Consider the following 20,622-nt stretch of genomic DNA (forward strand, 5'->3'; position numbering starts at 1 on the left):
AACGTGAGCTTCACGCCGAGCTGCTTGCCCATGGCGGCGGCCAGCTCGGGGTCGATGCCGGTGGCGTTGCCGGAGGAGTCCTTGAACTCGACCGGGGCGTACGCGATGTCCGAGCCGACCTTGATCTCACCCTGGTCGCGGATCGACTGGGGCAGCTTGTCGGCCAGCGGGGCGGCGGCGGCGGAGGTACCGGACTCCTTGTTCGTGTCCTTGGTCTGGTCACCGCAGCCGGTGAGCAGCAGGGCGCCCGCGACCGCGATCGCACCGACCGCAGCTAGCCGGGAACGCGCGGCGACGGTCGTACGAGGGGTGGAGCTTGCGGTCATCGTGGGTTCCTCCGGCTGGTGGGAAGAGGTGCCGATGGGTCGACGAGAACACACACCTTCGGGTGTCGCGACCTCGTGGGTTTACGGCATCTTGCCATTCGGGCTGCGCCATTCAGGGGCGTCGCTATGTCAAAATCGGATAACGGGTGACCCCCGAACCGCCCCAGGTCGGTACTACCTCGGTTCATCGCCGCCGAACCATCTGCGGTATTCCGGCCCTCGGGCCGGAAAATCTTCGGCGCATCTCACGATGTGGACCGTCGGACGGGTGGCTTTCGCGCCGTTCGCTCCATGGGGTGCCCGCTCCGGCACAGGTTCCACGCACCTGTCGGTGGCACGTCATCTTTCCGTGGTTTTGAGGTCTCCAGATGTGACCTTGCACCTAATGGACTCGTCGTCGGCACCGTCCGTCCGGTAAGAAGGTTCTTTACACCCCTCATCCGGGGCTCAGGGTGCGTGTGCGGCGCGCCCGTCGCGTATGGCCACGTACGTATCAGCAATCGGGCCATGCGCGGTGCCCGCCCACCCCTCACCAGGAGTGGTCGACCCTCAAACCATGCATACCTAAGGGGTAAGACAAAGTGGCAGCGGAGATCGTCAATCCTCGCAGCGACAGTACGGATCAGGAGTCCGGGGCGGAGCCCCTCGATTCCTTCGACCCGGTGTTCGCGTTGCACCGCGGCGGCAAGATGGCTGTGCAGGCCACCGTGCCGGTCCGTGACAAGGACGACCTTTCCCTCGCGTACACGCCCGGCGTCGCGCGCGTGTGCACCGCGATCGCGGAACAGCCGGAGCTCGTCAACGACTACACATGGAAGTCCTCCGTGGTGGCCGTCGTGACCGACGGTACGGCGGTGCTCGGACTCGGGGACATCGGTCCCCAGGCCTCCCTCCCCGTGATGGAGGGCAAGGCGATCCTGTTCAAGCAGTTCGGCGGCGTCGACGCGGTTCCGATCGCGCTCGACTGCACGGGCGTGGACGAGATCGTGGAGACCGTCGTCCGCCTCGCTCCCTCGTTCGGCGGAGTGAACCTGGAGGACATCTCGGCACCCCGGTGCTTCGAGATCGAGAAGCGGCTCCAGGAGCGTCTGGACATTCCGGTCTTCCACGACGACCAGCACGGCACGGCCGTGGTGACGCTCGCGGCGCTGCGGAACGCGGCGCGGCTCAGCGGCCGTGAGATCGGTCAGCTGCGTGCCGTCATCTCGGGCGCCGGCGCGGCCGGTGTCGCCATCGCCAAGATGCTGATCGAAGCCGGCATCGGCGACGTGGCCGTCGCGGACCGCAAGGGCGTCGTCTCGGCGGACCGCGAGGACCTCACGCCGGTCAAGCGCGAGGTGGCCTCCTTCACGAACAAGGCCGGCATCACGGGCTCGCTGGAGAAGGCACTGGCCGGCGCGGACGTCTTCATCGGCGTCTCCGGCGGCACGGTTCCGGAGGAGGCCGTGGCCTCCATGGCGAAGGGCGCCTTCGTGTTCGCGATGGCCAACCCGACCCCGGAGGTGCACCCGGAGGTGGCGCACAAGTACGCGGCTGTCGTCGCGACCGGGCGCTCGGACTTCCCGAACCAGATCAACAACGTGCTGGCCTTCCCGGGCATCTTCGCGGGCGCGCTCCAGGTGCGGGCCACGCGGATCACCGAGGGCATGAAGATCGCCGCCGCCGAGGCCCTGGCCGCGGTGGTCGGGGACGATCTCGCCGCCGACTACGTGATCCCGTCGCCGTTCGACGAGCGGGTCGCCCCGGCCGTGACCGCGGCGGTGGCCGCCGCGGCCCGTGCCGAGGGTGTCGCGCGTCGCTGACGCCGCGGCGTCGTCCGACGTCGCTCCGAATGGCCCCGCCCGCCTGGGCGGGGCCATTCGTCTGTGCGAGAGGCCATGTGTGCAAGAGGGCATGTGTCACAGGCCTCCGTAGTTCCGTCGGCTGCATCGCGCACCTATCGTCGGGGCCATGTTCGCTGCCTACGCCGCCCGAATCGACCGCGACCAGCCGCTGTCCGGCCTTGAGCTGGGGGAGCGCCCGGCCCCGCAGGCCCGCCCCGGCTGGAGCAACGTCACGGTCCGTGCCGCCTCTTTGAACCACCACGACCTCTGGTCCCTGCGAGGCGTCGGCCTCCCCGAGGACCGGCTGCCGATGATCCTCGGCTGCGACGCCGCCGGGATCGACGAGGACGGCAACGAGGTCGTCCTGCACTCCGTCATCGGCCAGACCGGCCACGGCGTCGGCCCCAGGGAGCCCCGCTCGATCCTCACCGAGCGCTACCAGGGCACCTTCGCCGAGCAGGTCGCCGTCCCGACCTGGAACGTCCTGCCCAAGCCCAAGGAACTGTCCTTCGAGGAGGCCGCCTGTCTGCCGACGGCCTGGCTGACGGCGTACCGGATGCTGTTCACCAATGCCGGGGTGCGACCCGGTGACTCGGTCCTCGTGCAGGGCGCGGGCGGCGGCGTCGCCACGGCCGCGATCGTGCTGGGCAAGGCGGCCGGCCTGCGGGTCTTCGCCACCAGCCGGGACGAGGCGAAGCGGAAGCGGGCCATGGAGCTGGGCGCCGTCGAGGCGCTGGAGTCCGGCGCGCGGCTGCCGCAGCGGGTCGACGCCGTCATCGAGACCGTGGGCGCCGCCACCTGGTCCCACTCGGTGAAGTCCCTGCGGCCGGGCGGCACGCTCGTCATCTCCGGCGCCACGAGTGGTGATCGCCCCTCGCACGCGGAGCTGACGCGCATCTTCTTCCTGGAGCTGAAGGTCGTCGGCTCCACCATGGGCACCAAGGACGAGCTGGAGGACCTGCTGTCCTTCTGCGCCGCGACCGGTGTACGACCCGTCATCGACGAGGTGCTGCCCCTCGACCGGGCCCGCGAGGGCTTCGAGCGGATGGAGTCCGGCGAGCACTTCGGGAAGATCGTGCTCACCAACTCGTGAGGCCCGATTCGTGGGGCCCGATTCGTGAGGCCCGATTCGTGAGGCTCAGGGTCTGATGCCCAGGGCCTGACACGCGGGATTTTTTGCGCGCCGTTCGGCGTGATGGGGCGGGAGGCGGATCCGGGGTGCCGGGTCCGGCTCCCGCCGCTGCGGTTCAGACCCTGGGGCGGCGCAGTATCGCTCCGATGTGGGCCGCCGCCGTCGACAGATGGCGGCGCGTGTCGTGGAGCTGTTCGTCGGTCACGCCGTGGTCGCGGGCCGCGTCGCGGATGTCGTCGCGGAAGCGGTCCAGCAGGCGGTCCAGATCGCGGGCCGGGTCTCCGGTGGTGTCCTCGTGCGCCCAGGAGGGCTCGTACGCCGCCGGGAAGTCCTCCGGGGTGGTGGAGTAGTCCGGGGCCGCGGAGGTGCCCGGGGCGGGGGCAGGGGCGGGCGCGGCGGTGGGGGCGGACTTGTGGAGGTCCGGGCCCTTGGCGGTGGCTTCCGGGGCGGGGCCCTGGCCTCGCTCCTTGCCGAACTCGACGCCGTACTCCTTGCCCAGCTCGCCGAACTCCTTGGCGAGTTCGGTCAGGCCCTCGCGTACGCCGGTCGGCCAGTCGCCGCGCGTGAAGTGGTCCTGGACCCGGTCCTGGACGCGGCGGGCGATGCGCTGCACGTCCTCCTGCGCCTGGGCGCGCGCCCGCGTCTGGGCCTCCTGGGCCTGGTGGCGAGCCCGCTGGGCCTCCTCGCGGGCCCGGCGGCTCTCGTCCTTGGCCCGCCGGGCCTGCTCCTTCCACTCCTGCTTGACCCGGCGCATCTCCTCCTTGGCGGCCCGCCAGGCCTCGGCGTCGCCCAGATCGCCGAAGTCCCCGAAGGGTCCCGGCCGGGCGGCGCCTGTCCTGGCGCCCGTACGCGCCTCCGAGGCAGCCGCGCGCATCTCGCGCCGCAGATCGCCGGCCGCGCCGCGGACGTCGGCCTTGATCTCGGCGGCGAGTTCGGCGACCGACTCGCGGATCTCCAGCTCCAGGTCGGCCAGCTCGCCACTGCGGTCGGCCAGCTCGGCGCGGCCGGCGTCCGTGATCGCGTACACCTTGCGGCCACCCTCGGTGGTGTGGGTGACCAGGCCCTCGGCCTCCAGCTTGGCCAGACGGGGGTAGACCGTGCCCGCCGACGGTGCGTACAGCCCCTGGAAGCGTTCTTCGAGCAGTCTGATCACCTCGTAGCCGTGGCGCGGGGCCTCGTCCAGCAGCTTGAGCAGGTAGAGGCGGAGGCGGCCATGGGCGAAGACGGGAGGCATGTCAGAGCACCTTCTTGTCGGTCGTGCCGTCGGACGGAGCACTGGTGGCGTCGGTGCTCCGGCCGGAGACGGAATTGTCTCCCGGGGTGGACGGGCCGTCGGACATCGGGTCGGCCGCAGGCGCGGTCTCCCAGGGGGTGGCGTCCCCGTCCTCGTCCCTGTCCTCGCCCGCCGGGCGGCGCAGCAGGGCGATCGAACCGGAGACCGTGGTGGCGTGGAGCTTGCCGGTGCCCCGGCCGAGGCGGCCGGTGACCTTGTGGGCGCCCCACTGACCGTGCACCCGAAGGTCGTCGAAGGCGTTCGAGATCGTGCCGCTCGCCGTGTTCGCCTCGACCTCGGCGTCCGCGGGGTGCGGCAGGCGGATGGCGATCTCCCCGGAGACACTGGTCAGCCGGATGTCGGTGGGGCCGTCCGGATCCAGGTCGACGATCATGGAGCCGCTGACCGAGTCGGCGCGGACTATGGGGCCCGAGCCCTCCACGACCGTGAGGTCGCCCGAGACCGAGTGGAACCGCACCTCGCCGGTGACCGCCTGGGCCTCCAGGCTGCCGGACACCGTGTCCGCGCGGACCGGTCCGGACAGGCCCACGAGGGTCGTGTCTCCGGTGACTCCCTTGACCACCGATGGGCCGCGTATGCCGGAGACGACCGCGCTCGCGCCGACCACGCCCACCTCCACGCGGGTGTCGGCGGGCACCGTCAGGGAGACGACGGCGGAGCGCCGCCAGCCTCTGCGGTCGAGCCACTTCAGGAAGCCCTTCCAGGGCAGGTCCTCGTAGGCCACGGTGAGGGTGTCGCCCTCCTGCGTGACGATCAGGGGCGGGCCCTGGATCTCGGAGATCTCCAGGCGGGCGGCACCCTCGTCCGTGCCCACGACGTTCACCGTTCCGTTGACGATGCGGACGTGCAGGTCGCTCACGGGGGTGTCGAAGGTGAGCTTCTGGGGCTCGGCGACGGACCACTCGGACATGGGGAGCCTCCTCGGGGGCGGCGTGGTGCAGCCTGTTCGTGACGTGCGAGGTGCGAGGTGCGAGGTGCGACGTGCGTTGTGCGACATGCGTCGTGCGGCATGTGACCTGCGATCTGCGACACGCCATATCGCGTCTTCCGCTATTCACGATATATCGCGGTCACGGAAAGTCAAGGCACCCGTTCGGGGGAGTTACGCCGTGGAGTGAGCCGTCGCGTGTGATGCCGTCAGGTGTGATGTCGTCGGGTGTGTGGCGGGCCGCGGATGGCGGGCGGGCCGAGAAGGGGTCGGGGCAGCTGCGGGGTGGGGCCGGCGGGGTCGTCGAGGGCGCGGGTGGCGCGGTGTGGGCGCGATGGGGGTGTGGGGCGGTGTGGGCAGCGCGGGCGACAGGGCCGGGATCGATCCGGGGATCAGCCGGGGATCAACCAGGGATCAGCCGGGGGCCAGCCGGGGATCAGCCGTCGAAGAGGTCGCGAAGCGCCGCAGTGGATCCGCTGCGGGGTGGGGCGGCGCTGTCGCAAGCGCACAGGGGCCGCGCGCAGCGGCCCCTGGTGGCGGTACGGGTGATCGGTGGTTCGGGGAAGCGGTACGGGGAGGGAGCGACCCGGACTACTCGTCGTCGTCCTCGTCGTCCAGGCGGGCCAGCCAGGTGGCCAGGCGTTCCACCGGTACCTCGAAGTCGGGGTTCAGGTCGACGAACGTGCGCAGTTGCTCGGCGAGCCACTCGAAGGTGACCTCTTCCTCGCCGCGCCGCTTCTCCAGTTCTTCGATGCCTCGGTCGGTGAAGTACATGGATGCCGCTCCGTCGGTCAGTGCAGGGGTAGGGCCGCTCCCGGGCGGGAAGAACCCTCAACCTGTGAGAGGTGGAAGATGCCGCTTTTCCGCCTGAGGAGCAGGGCGAGAACAGGAAAATGATAGGCAGCCCGCGCGGCACGGTGGGCACGCGGTCCCATCGGAGCGGCAACGGGGCGACATCGGGACGACGGACGACCGGGCGACGACCCGGCAACGACGGCTCGGCGGCGGGGCGACAACGGGGCAAGGGGACGGGGGAACGTGATGAGCGAGGAGTCGACGCGGGTAGCGCGGATCCAGCTGCCGGACGGAACGCCGGTGTGGGCGCGGATATCGGGGGCCGAGGAGTTGTCCGCGCCGTCGGCGGGACTGTCGTACACGGACACGGGCTTCACCGAACGGGTGGAGGCGAGCGTCGAGAGCCTCCAGTCGCTGATCACCGGTGTCGCACGGTCGCTGTCCGGTCCGTTGCGGGCGGTGCGCCCGGACGAGGTCAGCGTCGAGTTCGGCATCGAGCTGACCGCGAAGGCCGGAAAGGTGGTGGGCCTGCTCGCCGACGGCGAGGCCAAGGCCGCCATCACGGTCACCCTGACCTGGAACGGCGGCGGCCCACCGGACACGGACGCGGGTGACGCGGGCGACGCAGCCCCCTCCTCCGCCTCGGCCGCCCCGCCTACCGGCGCGTCCGTCGGCGCGTCCACCGCCCCTCCCGCCGGCGCGCTCACCGGCGCGCCCATCGCCCCGTCCACCGGCGCGTCCACCGGCGTTCGGGGGCACGGAGGTGTCGGGAGCGGCGGCGTCGGGGGCGCGGTATGACCGAGCGGTACGACGGGGGCGCACCGGACGGGTTCGATGCTGCCCAGCTTGCTCTCCGTGAACTCGTTCTCGCGGCCACCGTGCGCATTCATCACGCGGGTGCCGGGTATGCCCACGACGAGCCCGGCAGCTTCCTCGGCAGCGGCTTCTTCGTCGCGCCGAACTGGGTTCTGACCTGCGCACACGTGATTCACGCCGAGGAGGGGGGCAAGGTCACCGTGGTGTACCGGACCAGCCCCTACGAGGACCCCCGCGCCGTGCCGGGCGCGGTGGCCGTCACGCTGCCCGAGCGCGTCGGCACGCTCGTCCAGGGCGGTTGGCCCGCCCCGGACCTCGCGCTGGTCCGGCTCAGCGAGCCCGTCGGGCACGCGTGCGTGTACGTCTCCGAGCGCCCCAACCCGCACTTCGGCGGGAACCGGGTGTACTACGCGGGCTGGACGGGAGCCCGGGGCCGGCTGGAGATCCTCGACGGATACCTCTCCGTGGAGGGGACGATCAGCGCGTGGTCGCCCGAGGAGCAGGTACGGCTCGGCCAGAACGAACTGCCGCCCGGCGTCTCGGGCGGCCCGGTGATCGACCCCGTGCGCGGTGAGGTCGTCGGCGTCCTGAAGTCACGCTCTGACCACGGGACGGGCGGCACGTCCATCGGGATCGAGCAGCTGCGCACCCTCCAGGCGCCGAGCGGAGCGCCCGGAGTGAACGCGGCTTCCGGAGTGAACGCAGCTCCCGGAGCGAACGGAGCGACCGCACCTCCCGGCACCGGTCAAGCCGCCGCCCACGCAGACCCCCGCCACCGGAGCGGCACCCCCCACCACCGGACCGGTACCCCTCACCACCGGAGCGGCAGCCCCCAGCACCCGAACGGCACCCCCCACCCCGACATCTACCAAGCCGTCGTCCACGCCCACGACCGCTACCACCGCGACCGCCAGCAGCCCTCCGACTCGCCGGACCCCACCTGGGCCGACATCCAGGGCGAACTCGGCGCGCGCCCCGGTCGTACGCTCAGTCCGCACGAGCGCGGAGAGCTGCTCGGCCGGCTCGCCGATCTGCCGCCTCCCGCCAGCACTCATGCGCTGCTCGGCATGCTCAGGGCCTTGCCGAACTTCCGGCTTCCGTCGCTGGTGCCCGCACCGCGCGGCTGGCGGGACGGTCTGGGCGTGCTCTACGAACACGCGCGGCAGGACGGGGCGCGCAGGCTCGTCATCGACTACGCGATGGGGATCCTGGCCGCCGAACGCGAGCGGCCACCCAGCGTGCGGGACGCCGAACGGGCCCTGTGGGACTGGGTGAGCCAGGCCTCGCGGGGCCTGGACAGCAGCTACCGCACGGAACTCGCCCTGCGGCGCGCCGAGTTGCTCGGCCGCCCGCATCCCGGTCACGAACGGACCGGTACCGCCACCGGCTTCGCCCCCGCCCCCGCCTTCGCCCCCGGTTCCGCCCCCGCCCCAGCCCCCGTTCACGGCTCCGCCCCCGGCCAGGACCCGCCGGAGCACCCCGCCCAGCCCTCCACCCAGCCCTCCACCCAGCCCTCCGCCCATCCCTCCGCCCAACTCCCGTCCCTCGCGCCGCTCCTCGCACCCCCCGGACCCTCCGTCCTGCTCGTGGTGCTGTGCCGGGGCTGGGAGCCCGACCACTGTGACTGGTCGATCTCCGTTGCCGACAAGGACGGCGCGACGACGCTGCTGCACGAGACCCAGCGCACCCCGCTGGCCGGCCTCGACTCCCACGTGGCCGCCCCGCTCACCGAGGCCTTCCGGCAGTGCGACGAGCCGGGAGCGCCGGCCGCCCTGTACGTGGCCCTGCCCCATCAGCACCTGGACACGGCCGTGGACGGCTGGCGGCTGCGGTCCGACGGCGTCCCGCTGGGCGTCGAGCGGCCCGTGCTCGTGCGCTGCTCGGACCGCGACCAGCTGCCCGACGAGGGTGCGCAGGGCCCCGGCGCCTGGCCGGCGGCGGTCTGGGAGCCGTACGACGCCGAGGATGGCGAGGGCGACGAGGACGGAGAGCGCCGGGACCGCTGGCGCCGGCTGCACGTCCGGCAGGCCCAGGCCGAGGTGCTGGACTGCGACGACGGCGTGCGCAGACCCGTACCGGACACGGCGACGTTGCGCGGCCTCGCGCCGCACACCGTCCCCGTGCTGTGCCGCCTCGGCGACCTGCGCTACGCCAGCGACCCCGGCTCGCTCGGCAGGATCCTGCGGGCAGGTGTCGGGGTGGCGATGTGGCGGCACTGGCGGCGGCAACCCGAGTCCGTGTGCGGGGAGTTCCACCGAGGCGTCAAGGCGGTCGTGGACGACGGCGCCGGAGTCGCCCTCCTGCCCGAGGCGGTGCACGGGCTGCGCGAGCAGATGCACGCGGGGCTCACCGAGGCGTTCTGGGCTCATGGAGTGGCGCTGCTGTACGACGATCCGCACAGGCCGCTGCCCGGAACCGGAGATCTGCTGGAGGCGCCGTGAGGCGGCGCGCGAACTCCGCGCCGGAGGCGCCATGACGGGGCGCGCACTCTCCGTCCGGATCCCCTTACCAGGCGTCCTGAGGGTCGATACCGTGATGCACGTTCGACGGCTGCCGTGGCGGACGAGGAGCGACGAGGACCGGACATGACCGAATCCAGTGAGTGGCTCATCTACCGAGGCGCCGGGGAACCCCACGACGGAATGAGCAGGTTGCCTCCGCCGCCGCCCTGGCGTGACTTCTCCGGCCGGGACGCGGAGCGCGACGTTGACGGCGACGGCACCCGGGACCGCAGGCTCGGCGCGCACCGGCATCTGGCCGAACTGCACCGGCCCGGCGCCGAGGAGCTGGAGATGATCAACGCGGCGCTCTATCTGCGCCGCCCCCTGCTCGTCACCGGCAGCCCCGGCGCGGGCAAGAGCACACTGGCCCACTCGGTGGCGTACGAACTGGGGCTCGGCGAGGTGCTGCGCTGGTCCATCGTCAGCCGGACCGCGCTCCAGGACGGGCTCTACCACTACGACGCCATCGCCCGGCTGCAGGACGTCCAGATCGCGGCACAGGGCGGGTACGGCGCGGCGGCCGGCAGCCCCGGTGCCGTCGAGGCCATCGGCAGTTACATCCGGCTCGGGCCGCTCGGCACCGCCCTGCTGCCCTCGGACACCCCGCGCGTGCTGCTCATCGACGAACTCGACAAGAGCGACATCGACCTGCCCAACGACCTCCTGAACGTGCTGGAGGAGGGCGAGTTCGAGATACCCGAGCTGCAGCGCATCGCCGACCGGCTGCCCGACGGCGAGGCCGAGGTGCTCACCGCCGACGGCGCCAAGGTCCGCGTCCGCGACGGCCGCGTGCGCTGCCGTGCCTTCCCGTTCGTGGTCCTCACCAGCAACGGGGAGCGGGACTTCCCGGCCCCGCTGATGCGCCGCTGCATCCACCTGGAGCTGGGCCGGCCGGACCACAACCGGCTCGCCACCTTCGTCCGCGCCCACCTCGGCGACGAGGCAGCGCGCGCCGGTGACGACCTGATCGCCCGCTTCCTGGAGCGCTCCCGCAGTGAACTCCTCGCGGCCGACCAGCTGTTGAACGCGATCCATCTCACCGCCGCAGCCGCCCCGCCCAGCCGTGAGCGACTCGCCGACCTGCTCATCCAGCGGCTCGACCGTTCGAGGTGACGCGCTGATGCCCGACCCGGCGGCCCGACACGGCCCGGTCCCCCCGGACCCCTCCAACTCCTCCCAACCTTCCAACTCGTCCCACCCCTCCAACCCGTCCGATCTCTCCAACCCCTCCGACACCGCCGGCCCGCCCGGTTCCCGCTACGCCGAGGGTGCCGTGGCCGGTGGCGACCCGTTGGCCGAACTCGTGCGCCGGCTACGGGAGATCGGGATGGATCCCGATGCGGAGGGGCTGAGCGACGCGTTGTGGCTGGCGCGGTGGTCCGGGACGGGGGACGAAGGGGAGGGGGAGGGGGCGGACGGTGCCGCCGAGAACCCCGTTCCGCCGGGAGCGGGCGCGGGAGCAGGAGAGGGCGAGGGCTCGTCCGGACAGGGCGGAGACCGGCCCGAGCCGGCAGCGGCCGGGCAGTCCGGCCCATGGACGGAACCGCAACCGGTCACCGCCGCCGATCCCGACCGGCACGTGACGTTGTATCCGTTACCCCGCGACGGCGCCCAGAGCACTCGGAGCACCTCCGGCGCCCCGAGTACGCGGAGCGCCCGGACCTCCTCCGCGAACGGCCGGCTCGGTGCGCTGCCGGTCGGCGTGCCCGCCGCCCCCGCGCTGCCCGCCCCCCTCGAACTCCAGCGCGCGCTGCGGCCGTTGCAGGCCTACCGGAGTGCCGCACCACCGCTGCGCACGGAGCTGGACGAGACGGCCACGGCCGAGCGGAGCGCTCGCGCGGGCGGCCTGATCCTGCCCGTCCACCGGGCCGTGACCCGAGGGGACGCCCGGCTCCAACTCGTGCTGGACGCCGCGCCCTCCATGCGGGTGTGGGACCGGATGTTCGGTGAACTCCAACAGGTTTTCGGGCAGTTGGGAGCCTTCGGGGACATCCAGGTCAGTCATCTGCACGCCGGCCCGGACGGTGAGCCCGCGGTCAGCCGCAGCCCGGACGCCCAGGCGGCCCCGCTGCACACCGCCGACCGGCTGAGCGACCCCACCGGGCGCCGGATCACCCTGCTGGTCAGCGACTGCGCCGGCCCGCTGTGGCGCAGCGGCCACGCGCACCGGCTGCTGCACCACCTGGCCCGCATCGCCCCCGTCGCCGTGCTCCAGCCGCTCCCGCAACGCCTGTGGAACCGCACCCGGCTGCCCGTGACGTACGGCAGGCTGACCCGGGGCGACAGCCTGGGCGGCACCGCGCTGCGGGTACGCACCCCCGACGGCGCCCCGGTGTCACCACCGCCCGGCGTGCTGCCCGTACCGGTGCTGCCGCCCGAGCCGGTGGCCCTCGGCGCCTGGGCGCGGCTGCTGTCCGGGGCCGGCGCGGGACCGGTGCCCGGGGCGGTGGGCTGGGTGCGCGCGGATCAGCCTGCCGCGCCGGAACCGCGCGGCACGCGCACGCCGACACCGGTGGAGCGGGTCAGCAGGTTCCGTTCCGCGGCCTCTCCGACCGCCGGCCGCCTCGCCGTCTATCTGGCGGCTGCCCCGCTGAGCCTGCCGGTGATGCAGCTGGTGCAGCGCACCATGCTCCCCGGCTCCGGGCCCTCCGAACTCGCCGAGGTGCTGCTCAGCGGCCTGGTCCAGCGCGCCGACGAGGACTTCGGGCAGGCCGCCGCCCAGTGGTACGAGATGGACCCGGACGTACGCGAGGCGCTGCTGTCGACGCTCGGCCGGGACGAGGCCGTCCTGGTCCTCAAGCACTGCTCCGAGTACATCGAGCAGCGCTTCGGCAAGGGCGGCGCCAACTTCCCGGCGCTCGCCCTCGCCCAACTCGGCGGCGGGGCCGACCCCTTGTCCGACGGCGGCCGGGAGCCGTCAGCGGCACCGGCACGCGCGTACGCGACCGGATACCCGGGGGAGAGCGGTGACAACGGCGACGCGACCCTCGTCCCGCAGCCCTTCGCCGAGGTCGCGGCCCGGGTGCTGGAACGCTTCATGCCGCTGCCGGAGGAGTTCCTCCTCTACGGCACCCCGCCCGGGGACCGGCCGAGCCACCAGGCGGTGGTCCGGGCCCGTGACCTGCTCGCCCGGTTCGACGCCGAGGGCATGGTGCAGGACGTGATCGACGCCGTACAACTGCTGCGCGGCGCCACCGGGCACGAGCGTCCGTCCGGCGCCGACCTGGAGCTGTGGGCGGAGTACGCGTACGCCACGCTGCGGCTGTGGGAGGTGCAGGGCGGGGCCGAGCTGCTGCGGGAGGCGGAGACGGCCGCCGAGCGTGCCGTCGCACACCCCCTCGCGCGCCGTGAACGCGCCGCACTGGCCCGGGTGTTGCGCGCGGCAGCCACCGACCGCAGGCGCCGTGGCGACCACCACGGCGCCCTGGACCTGCTGCGCCGCGCCGACCGGGAGTACGCGGTCGCCTGTGCCGCACCCGGGCTCGACCCGAAGGAGGCGCTGCGGCTGACCCTGGAGCGGGTCGGCGCGCTGGAGACGCAGTGGCGGCTGGGCGGTGACAGCGCGCTGCTGCAGGGCGCGGTCGGCATGCTGGAGGCGTTCGCCGACATCTGGCCGGACCGCCGGCACCGCCCGCCCGAACTCCCGCTCGCCCACGGCAGGCTCCTGCTGCGCCTCGCGGACGCCACGACCGACCCGGACCTGGCCCGCGGCTACGCCGAGCAGGCCGCCCGTTCCCTGCGCGACGCGCTGGCGGCCGGGGCGCCGGGGAACACGCCGGGCGGCGCCGACCGGGACCGGGAGCGGATCCGGGTCCATCTCGACCTGGTCGACGCCCTCCTGGCGTCCGGTGGTGACCTGGCCGAGGCCGAGGACCACATCGACGAGGCGCTGGCGAGCACCACGAGGCGCAGCCTGCGCTCCCTGCTCCACGTGCGCGCCGGACGCGTGCGGGAAGCCCGGTACAGGGAGTCGGGCGATCTGCGCGAACTGCGGGACGCCGCAGCCTCGTTCGCGCTGGCCGCCGCGGACATGCCGAGGGACGCGGCGGGTTACTCCGACGTCCTCGCCGAGTGGGGCGAGGCCCTGCTGCGCCGCGCGGGCGCGGAGAACACGGCCCGCGCCTGGGAGCCGCTGTCCCGGGCGATCCGCGTGCTGCGCGACTGCCGTACCGAGACGCCGGCGGGCAGCCGGCACATGGCATACCGGCTGCTGATGCTGGGCCGGGCGCTGATCCTGCGCTACCGGCTGCGCGGCGACCGGGTCGACCTGCGCGAGGCGGAGCACCTCTTCGGGCTCGCGGCCGTCGAAGCGGACGATCCGCTGCTCGCCGCCCGCTGCTGGCTGGAGCTCGGGCAGACCCAGTACGAGGCCTACCGGAGCCTCGGCCGGCCCACCCGCCTCAATGACGCGGTGAAGGCCTTCCGGTCGGCGGCCGAGTCGGCGCGGGAGGCCGAGGAGGAGGCCGAAACCGAGCGCAGGCGCCAGGACGCACTGGAGCTGGGCGCGCAAGCACACCACTGGCGGGGTATGTCCTACGAGGCTGCCGCCAGCCCGCGCGCGGCCCGCGACGCCTACCGGGCCGCCCGCGCCGAATGGTCACGACTGCCCGACGGCAGCCTCGGCACGGGCGCCCCGACAGCCGCGGACACGGCCGCGCGGCTGGTCGAACCGGAGTGAGCCGGGGAAACAGAGAGCGGAGAAGGGGAACGGGGATGAACGCACGCGACGAGTCACCCGCACCGGAGAGCGCCGTTCCGGAAAGCGCCGTTTCGGAAAACGCCCTACTGGAAAACGCCCTACTGGAAAACGCCCTACTGGAAAACGCCGTTCCGGAGAACGCCCTACCGGAAAACGCCGTTCCGGAGAACGCCGTACCGCCGCCGGACGTACTCGCACTCGACCTGGAAGAGCTGCGCACCGTCGAGCACCCCGTCCTCAAGGAGGTGCTGGCCGGGCTGAGGGAGCGTGCGGAGCGGCCGAGCGAGATGCTGTGGGGGTTCAACAGCTCCCTCTGAGGCCCTGGCGACCACCAAGACAATCGGTCAACCAGGGGCAGAAACAGACAACTTCCATCGTATGGGGTTTGCGCCCGGCCACTGGCCGGGAAAGCGCGTCCATACGGGCGTTCATACGGCGGAAAGCCGTCGCGCGCCCGTGAGCAGCCGGCGCGGCTTACGGCATGGGGGTGCTGAGTGTCCGGAAACACCGCCGCCCGCCCGCCGTCCGAAATGCCCCGTCCCTTCCGGCAGTTCATCGTGAAGATGCACGGCCGCTGCAACCTCGCGTGCACCTACTGCTACCTCTACGAAGGCCCCGACCACACCTGGCGCACCCGCCCGGCCACCGCCTCCGCCCGGGTCCTGGAGCGCACCGCCGACCGCATCGCCCGGCACGCCCGCGCCCACGCCCTCACCACCGTCTCCCTCGTCCTGCACGGCGGCGAACCCCTGCTGGCCGGGGCGGACACGCTCGCCCGGTTCACCGACGACGTCCGCGCCCGGGTCCCGGCCGGCTGCGCCGTCCAGGCCACCGTCCAGACGAACGCCACGGTGCTGACCCGCGAGCGCGCGGCCGTCCTCGCCCGGCACGACATCCGCGTCGGCATCAGCCTCGACGGCGGCACCGCCGCGCACAACGCCCGCCGCGTCGACCACGCCGGCCGGCCCTCCTGGCCCGCCGCGGCACGCGGTGCCCGCATGGTCGCCGAGTACTTCCCGCAGTCGTACGCAGGAGTCCTCACCGTCGTCGACCCCACGACCGATCCGGTCGGGACGTACGAGTCGCTGCTCGCGCTCCGCCCGCCCGCGCTGGACCTGCTGCTGCCGCACGGGAACTGGTCCGCGCCGCCGCCGCACTGTGGCGGTGCCCGCCACGGCGCCTGGCTGTGCCGGGTCTTCGACCGCTGGTGGTCGGCCGGCCGGCGCGAGACGCGGGTACGGCTCTTCGAGGAGTGCCTCGCGCTGCTGCTCGGACTTCCCGCCGCCACCGAGTCCCTCGGGCTCCAGCCCTTCGACGCCCTGGTGATCGAGACGGACGGCTCCATCGAGCAGACCGACTCCCTGAAGTCCGCCTACGAGGGCGCCGCCGAGACCGGACTCGACGTCTTCCGGCACGACTTCGACCAGGCTCTGCGCCACCCCGGCGTGGCCGCGCGGCAGGCGGGCCTCGCGGCCCTGGCCGGCCGGTGCCGGGCCTGCCCGCTGGTCACCGTGTGCGGGGGCGGCCACTACGCCCACCGGTACCGGGCGGGCAAGGGCTTCGAGAACCCCTCCGTGTACTGCGCGGACCTCCAGCTCTTCATCCAGCACGTGGCCGGGCGGCTCGCCGCGGACGCCCGGGGCGAGTGCCCCGCGGCCCCGGCCTCTCTCGAAAGGGGCACCCCGTGATACTTCCGGCGGTCCCGGACCGGGCGCTCGCCGAACTCGGCCGCACCGAGGGCGGCCCCGAGACGCTGGCACTCCTCGTCCGCGACCAGGACACCCGGCGCCTGCTCATGATGCGGGCCGTGCTCGACGCCGCCGAAGCCGCCGGCCCCGCCGTCTGCCCCGGCCCGGCCAAGCACCGGCTCCGGGAGGACTGGGCGCTGCTCACGGCCGCGGACCGGGCCGCCGGCGGCGGGGCGGGCTCCCCGGCCCGCACCCGGCTCGGCCATCCCCTGATGGGCCCCTGGGCGCGTCGCTGCCTCACCGGGCTGACCCCCCGAGGTCGGCCCACGGCCCGTGGCCGACGCGAACTCGCCCTGGACCTGGCCCACTTCAGCGCGGTCGCCGCCGTCGCCGCGGCCCGCGCCGGCCTGGCCTTCACCGCCTCCCTCACCGCGTGCGACGGTGTGCTGACCCTTCCCTCCCTCGGCGCCCTGCGCACCGGCGGACGACACGACGTACCGGTCGGCGTCCGGCACGCGCACGGCCGGCTGACGCTGCGCGTGCCCGGCGCGCCCGACGTCACCGCATACCTGGAGCACGGCACCGGCGCCTGGTCCGACACGCCCGCCTGGACATCGGCGTACGCCCTGCCCGGCCTGGTCCCCGGCGCCGCCCCCATGCCCCTGGACGACCTCGACCCCTACCGCATCCCGCCCCGCGAACCGGGCCAGTACGCGCTCAGCGGGCCCGCGGCCCCCGACGACGCCGAACGCAAGCGATGGCTGGGGACCTGGTCCGGGGCCGCCGCGGTGCTGCGGACCGGCGGCGCACACCGGCTCACCGAGGCGCTCACCCTGCTGCGCTGCCTGGTCCCGCTGGAACTGCCGCCCGGCGACGACGGCCGCGGCAGCTTCAGCGCCACCCGCCGAGAGGCGTTCGGCGCGTTCCTCTCCAGCGGTCCCGCGACCCCGGTGGCCTTCGCCGCGACCCTCGTGCACGAGCTGCAGCACACCAAACTGGCCGCGCTCGGCGAGATGGCCGAACTGCACCGAGCGGGCCCCGACGCCCGCTACTTCGCCCCCTGGCGCCCCGATCCGAGGCCCTACGACGGCCTCCTCCAGGGCACCTACTCCCACCTCGCGCTGGCGGACTTCTTCCAGCGCCGGGCGCTCGCGGACCCGGCCCGCGCCGAGCCCGCCTGGGCGGACCACGCCCGCTACCACGCCCAGGTCGGCGCGGCCCTGCCCGCGCTCGTCGGCTCGCCCGACCTCACCCCCGTCGGCAGGCGCTTCGTGGACACCATGGCCGCCGTCCACGAACGGCTCGCCGCATGCCCGGCGCCGCGGGGGTACACGGCGCGCGCGCAGGCGTACATCAGATCCGTGCGCACGCTGTGGACACAGCGTCAGCCCCCGGCACCCCCGTTGCGCTGAAATCCCCACTTCCCGTCCTCGGCTGCGGGAAGATCGTCGCGCCGAGACGTCCGGATCCGCAGTCGCCGGACTCCTCAGCGACGGGCCCGAGTTCTACGATTTATTGACGACGCGCTGGAGGCCGCTGCATGTCTGAAGCTCGTACGCCGGTCCGGTCCACCGGGAAGGGGGCCGCGCGGCAGACCGTCACGATCAGCTTCGCCGGGTTCAACCGGCCCTGGGCGGCGTGGATCGGGGACAGGCTGGAGCGGCGCGGGCTGCGGGTGGTGTACCTGCGCTGGGACGCACCGCCGGACCAGTCCCTGGTCGGCCTGCTGCGCGACCTCACCCTGGCCGAGGGCCGCACCCTGATCCTGGTCAGCGAGTGGTACTTCCAGCTCGGCCCGCGCACCCACGACGAGTGGAACGCGGCCCTGCGCGAGGTCGTCGCCCCCGACCCGTCCCGGTTCGCCGCGGTGTCCGTCACCAACACCACCGTGCCCTCCGCCACCGCCGTCCTCGCCCCGGTCGACCTGACCAACATGGGCGCGGAAGAGGCCGAACGGCGCCTGCTGGACCGGCTGGACGTGCCCCTCGACACCCCCGTCGTCGACGGCACCCGCCAGGCCCCCCGCTTCCCCGCCTCGCTGCCCGACGTCTGGGGCGGCGTACCCCGCCGCAACACCCGCTTCACGGGCCGCGAACCGCTCCTGAACGACGCCTACCACCTCCTGCAGAGCAGCGAGTCCGGCGCCGGCGTCGTCACCCTGCACGGGATGTCCGGAGTGGGCAAGACCCAGCTGGCAGCCGAGTACGCGTACCGGTTCGGCTCCGAGTACGACGTGGTGTGGTGGGTCGGCTCCGAGAAACGCGTCACCTACCGCCGCGTGCTCGCCGAACTGGCCCCCAGACTAGGCCTGTCCACCGGCCCCGAGTACGGCGAACGCCTGCGCGCCGTGCGCGACTCCCTGCGCCGGGGCGACCCCTTCTCCCGCTGGCTGCTCATCCTCGACGGCGCCGACGAACCGGAACAGATCTGGGACCTGGTCCCGAGCGGCCCCGGCCATGTGCTCATCACCTCCCGCAACCCCGAGTGGGGCGAGCACAACAGCAGGCTCCTCGAAGTCCCCGTCTACGACCGTGTCGAGTCCGTGGCCTTCATCCGGCGCCGCGCACCCCGGCTGACCGAGCCGGAAGCCGACCAGCTCGCCGAGGCCCTGGAGGACCTGCCGCTCCTGCTGGACCAGACCGCGGGCTGGCTCAACGACTCCGACCTGTCCGTGGACGAGTACATCGCCCTCCTCGAAGGAGGCATCGACCAGGACGTCGTGAAGGTCTCGGCGGACTTCCCGCTCGCCTTCCAGACCGCCTGGTCGATACTGTTGAACAAGCTCCGCGAGACCGTCCCCGAGTCGGTCGACCTGCTGCGCCTGTGCACCTTCTTCGCGCCCGGGTTCATCCCCGTACGGCTGCTGAAGGAGATGTCCCACGACGACCTGCCCGAACAGCTCGCCCGGCTGCTCGACGACCCGCTGCTGTGGAACAAGGCGATCAACCAGCTCCGCCAGTACTCCGTCGTCCGCCTGGAGTCCCACGAGACCGCCATGGACGAGGCCGCCTCCTCGGGCGAGTCCGTGTATCTGCACCGCATGGTCCACCAGATCGTCCACAAGGACATGCCCGAGGGGGACCGGCGCGAGTTCATCGAGGTGGTGCGCCGCGCCCTCGCCGAGGCCGACCCCGGCCGCCCCACGGACACCCGCAACTGGGACGCGTACGCGGAGATCGTGCCGCACCTGAAGTACGCGGACGTGCTGGAGAGCACGGACCGCGGGGTGCAGATGCTGGTGCTGAACTGCCTGCGGTACATGTGGTTCGCGGGCGAGTACTCCGCCGGGGTGAAACTCGGCGCCCGCGCCCTCGACGCCTGGCGGCAGACGCTGGGCGAGTCGCACCCCAGGGTGTGGGAGGTGACGTACCACTACGCCAACCTGCTGCGGTCCGCCGGCCGTTTCCTGGAGACGGAGGCCATCGACCGGGCGGCGGCGGAGCGGCTGCGCGTGGACCGGGGCGAACGCGACCTGGACTATCTGCGCATGGCCAGCGGACTCGCGGCCGACCTGTGCAACCTCGCCCGCTACGACGAGGGGCTCCAGCTGTGCGAGTGGCTCTACCCGACCTATCGCGACCTCTTCAGCGAACAGGACTCCCGCACCCTCAACGCCCTGAACAACCTCGGATTCACCGTGCGCCTGCTGGGCCGCTACGAAGAGGCCAGGGCCATCGACCTGAGGACACTGGAAGCGCGCCGCCTCCTCCTCAAGAACCGCCACCCCTGGACCCTGTTCTCCGAGGTGTCGTACGCCATCGACCTGCGCCTGCTCGGCCGGTACGCCGAGGCCGAGTCCGCGCAGGCGAAGAACGTGCGCGAATACCAGAAGCTCATGGGCCGCGACCACCAGGACACCCTGCGCGCCGAACACAACCTGGCCATGTGCCAACTGCGCAGCGGCGATCGCGTGTCCGCCGGTGAACTCCTCACCAGCGTCCTGGAAGGCTACGAGCGCAAACTCGGCGACACCCACGTGCACACCCTGGCCGCGGCCGTCAGCCAGAGCTGCTTCGCCCGCGAGCACGGCGACATCGACCAGGCACGCGAGGCCAGCGAGTCCATCATCGCCCGCTACGAGGTGCTGCTCCCCGAAGGCCACCCCTTCATCATCGGCGCCCGCGCCAACCACGCCCTCATCCTACGCAGCGTCGGCGAGCGGGAGCACGCGCACGCCGTCATCGAGGAGGCGCTCGCCGGCATGGCCGAGGCCCTCGGGGAGAGCCACCCGCACACCCTCGGCTGCGCCATCAACGCCTCCGCCCTGCGCAACCTCGTCGGCGACACGGAGTCCGCCGCCGACCTCAGCAGGGTGACCATCACGAGGGCCACCGAGTCCCTGGGCCGCACCCACCCGCTGACCCTGTCCGCCCGTGTCGCCCACGCGGCCGACCTGCGCGCCCTGAGGGACCGTCAGCAGGCCGAGAAGGTCGAGCAGGAGGCCCTGTCCGACCTCGCCGCCACGCTGGGCGACCAGCACGTCCACACCATCTCGGCCCGCTCCCGCAACCGGCCCTACTGGGACTTCGAACCCCAGGCGAGCTGAACGCGCCCCCGGCCGAAGGGCCCAGAGGGCCCAGTGCCGAAGGGGCCAGAAGGGCCCAACGCCGAAGGGCCCGG

14 protein-coding genes are annotated in these 20,622 nt (G+C 73.0%); 10 read left to right on the forward strand and 4 right to left on the reverse strand.

Annotated elements, in window-relative coordinates; genetic code table 11:
* On the reverse strand, positions 1 to 326 hold a 326-nt coding region (locus ACGFYV_RS21490; protein WP_393880009.1), incomplete at its 3' end, for a transporter substrate-binding domain-containing protein.
* Between the two features lie 581 nt (positions 327 to 907).
* On the opposite strand from ACGFYV_RS21490, the gene ACGFYV_RS21495 reads away from it, so the two are divergent.
* Together ACGFYV_RS21495 and ACGFYV_RS21500 are read left to right on the forward strand one after the other, a co-directional pair.
* Positions 908 to 2,128, forward strand: a complete 1,221-nt coding sequence (locus tag ACGFYV_RS21495) for an NADP-dependent malic enzyme (protein ID WP_393880010.1) — start codon at positions 908 to 910, stop codon at positions 2,126 to 2,128.
* Between the two features lie 148 nt (positions 2,129 to 2,276).
* Positions 2,277 to 3,242 (forward strand): zinc-binding dehydrogenase, encoded by a 966-nt coding sequence (locus tag ACGFYV_RS21500; RefSeq protein ID WP_393880011.1) that lies wholly within the window; start codon positions 2,277 to 2,279, stop codon positions 3,240 to 3,242.
* Positions 3,243 to 3,396: 154 nt separating this feature from the next.
* Here the strand turns inward: ACGFYV_RS21500 and ACGFYV_RS21505 are convergent, their stop codons facing one another.
* The 3 genes from ACGFYV_RS21505 to ACGFYV_RS21515 form a co-directional block, all read right to left on the reverse strand.
* Entirely contained in the window at positions 3,397 to 4,515 is a 1,119-nt protein-coding gene (locus tag ACGFYV_RS21505) for a helix-turn-helix transcriptional regulator (protein WP_393880012.1), read from the reverse strand.
* Position 4,516: 1 nt separating this feature from the next.
* Positions 4,517 to 5,485, reverse strand: coding sequence for a DUF4097 domain-containing protein (locus ACGFYV_RS21510; protein WP_393880013.1), 969 nt, complete (start codon positions 5,483 to 5,485; stop codon positions 4,517 to 4,519).
* A gap of 609 nt (positions 5,486 to 6,094) precedes the next feature.
* Positions 6,095 to 6,277, reverse strand: coding sequence for a DUF6104 family protein (locus tag ACGFYV_RS21515; protein WP_019075209.1), 183 nt, complete (start codon positions 6,275 to 6,277; stop codon positions 6,095 to 6,097).
* Between the two features lie 267 nt (positions 6,278 to 6,544).
* On the opposite strand from ACGFYV_RS21515, the gene ACGFYV_RS21520 reads away from it, so the two are divergent.
* From ACGFYV_RS21520 to fxsT, 8 genes are all read left to right on the forward strand, one after another.
* Positions 6,545 to 7,096, forward strand: a complete 552-nt coding sequence (locus tag ACGFYV_RS21520; RefSeq protein WP_393880014.1) for a CU044_2847 family protein — start codon at positions 6,545 to 6,547, stop codon at positions 7,094 to 7,096.
* The gene (locus tag ACGFYV_RS21525) at positions 7,093 to 9,555 is read left to right on the forward strand and encodes a trypsin-like peptidase domain-containing protein (RefSeq protein ID WP_393880015.1); all 2,463 of its coding nucleotides are present in this window, start codon (positions 7,093 to 7,095) and stop codon (positions 9,553 to 9,555) included. The genes ACGFYV_RS21520 and ACGFYV_RS21525 overlap by 4 nt, the downstream gene beginning before the upstream one ends.
* A gap of 144 nt (positions 9,556 to 9,699) precedes the next feature.
* The gene (locus ACGFYV_RS21530) at positions 9,700 to 10,728 is read left to right on the forward strand and encodes an AAA family ATPase (protein WP_393880016.1); all 1,029 of its coding nucleotides are present in this window, start codon (positions 9,700 to 9,702) and stop codon (positions 10,726 to 10,728) included.
* A gap of 7 nt (positions 10,729 to 10,735) precedes the next feature.
* Positions 10,736 to 14,293 (forward strand): SAV_2336 N-terminal domain-related protein, encoded by a 3,558-nt coding sequence (locus ACGFYV_RS21535; RefSeq protein WP_393880017.1) that lies wholly within the window; start codon positions 10,736 to 10,738, stop codon positions 14,291 to 14,293.
* Positions 14,294 to 14,328: 35 nt separating this feature from the next.
* Positions 14,329 to 14,631, forward strand: coding sequence for an FxSxx-COOH cyclophane-containing RiPP peptide (gene fxsA / locus ACGFYV_RS21540; protein WP_393880018.1), 303 nt, complete (start codon positions 14,329 to 14,331; stop codon positions 14,629 to 14,631).
* A 213-nt stretch (positions 14,632 to 14,844) separates the two neighbouring features.
* A complete protein-coding gene (locus ACGFYV_RS21545; RefSeq protein WP_393880139.1) occupies positions 14,845 to 16,002 on the forward strand; it encodes an FxsB family cyclophane-forming radical SAM/SPASM peptide maturase in 1,158 nt (385 codons plus the stop codon).
* Positions 16,002 to 17,414: an aKG-HExxH-type peptide beta-hydroxylase gene (locus ACGFYV_RS21550; RefSeq protein ID WP_393880140.1), complete on the forward strand. Its 1,413-nt coding sequence runs from the start codon at positions 16,002 to 16,004 to the stop codon at positions 17,412 to 17,414. Before ACGFYV_RS21545 ends, ACGFYV_RS21550 begins: the two co-directional genes overlap by 1 nt.
* Before the next feature lie 128 nt (positions 17,415 to 17,542).
* Positions 17,543 to 20,548 carry an FxSxx-COOH system tetratricopeptide repeat protein gene (gene fxsT, locus ACGFYV_RS21555; protein WP_393880019.1) on the forward strand — a complete coding sequence of 1,002 codons (3,006 nt, stop codon included), beginning with the start codon at positions 17,543 to 17,545 and terminating at the stop codon, positions 20,546 to 20,548.
* Positions 20,549 to 20,622 lie beyond the last annotated feature (74 nt).

Origin of the sequence: Streptomyces sp. NPDC048297 (assembly GCF_043201585.1) — a bacterium.
In the GTDB taxonomy this organism is placed as follows: domain Bacteria; phylum Actinomycetota; class Actinomycetes; order Streptomycetales; family Streptomycetaceae; genus Streptomyces.

Coding starts and splice junctions, on each gene's coding strand:
- ACGFYV_RS21500 (WP_393880011.1), top strand. CDS start 2,277: ATGTTCGCTGCCTACGCCGCCCGAATCGACCGCGACCAGCCGCTGTCC.
- ACGFYV_RS21505 (WP_393880012.1), bottom strand. CDS start 4,515: ATGCCTCCCGTCTTCGCCCATGGCCGCCTCCGCCTCTACCTGCTCAAG.
- ACGFYV_RS21510 (WP_393880013.1), bottom strand. CDS start 5,485: ATGTCCGAGTGGTCCGTCGCCGAGCCCCAGAAGCTCACCTTCGACACC.
- ACGFYV_RS21515 (WP_019075209.1), bottom strand. CDS start 6,277: ATGTACTTCACCGACCGAGGCATCGAAGAACTGGAGAAGCGGCGCGGC.
- ACGFYV_RS21520 (WP_393880014.1), top strand. CDS start 6,545: ATGAGCGAGGAGTCGACGCGGGTAGCGCGGATCCAGCTGCCGGACGGA.
- ACGFYV_RS21525 (WP_393880015.1), top strand. CDS start 7,093: ATGACCGAGCGGTACGACGGGGGCGCACCGGACGGGTTCGATGCTGCC.
- ACGFYV_RS21530 (WP_393880016.1), top strand. CDS start 9,700: ATGACCGAATCCAGTGAGTGGCTCATCTACCGAGGCGCCGGGGAACCC.
- ACGFYV_RS21535 (WP_393880017.1), top strand. CDS start 10,736: ATGCCCGACCCGGCGGCCCGACACGGCCCGGTCCCCCCGGACCCCTCC.
- fxsA (WP_393880018.1), top strand. CDS start 14,329: ATGAACGCACGCGACGAGTCACCCGCACCGGAGAGCGCCGTTCCGGAA.
- ACGFYV_RS21545 (WP_393880139.1), top strand. CDS start 14,845: ATGCCCCGTCCCTTCCGGCAGTTCATCGTGAAGATGCACGGCCGCTGC.
- fxsT (WP_393880019.1), top strand. CDS start 17,543: ATGTCTGAAGCTCGTACGCCGGTCCGGTCCACCGGGAAGGGGGCCGCG.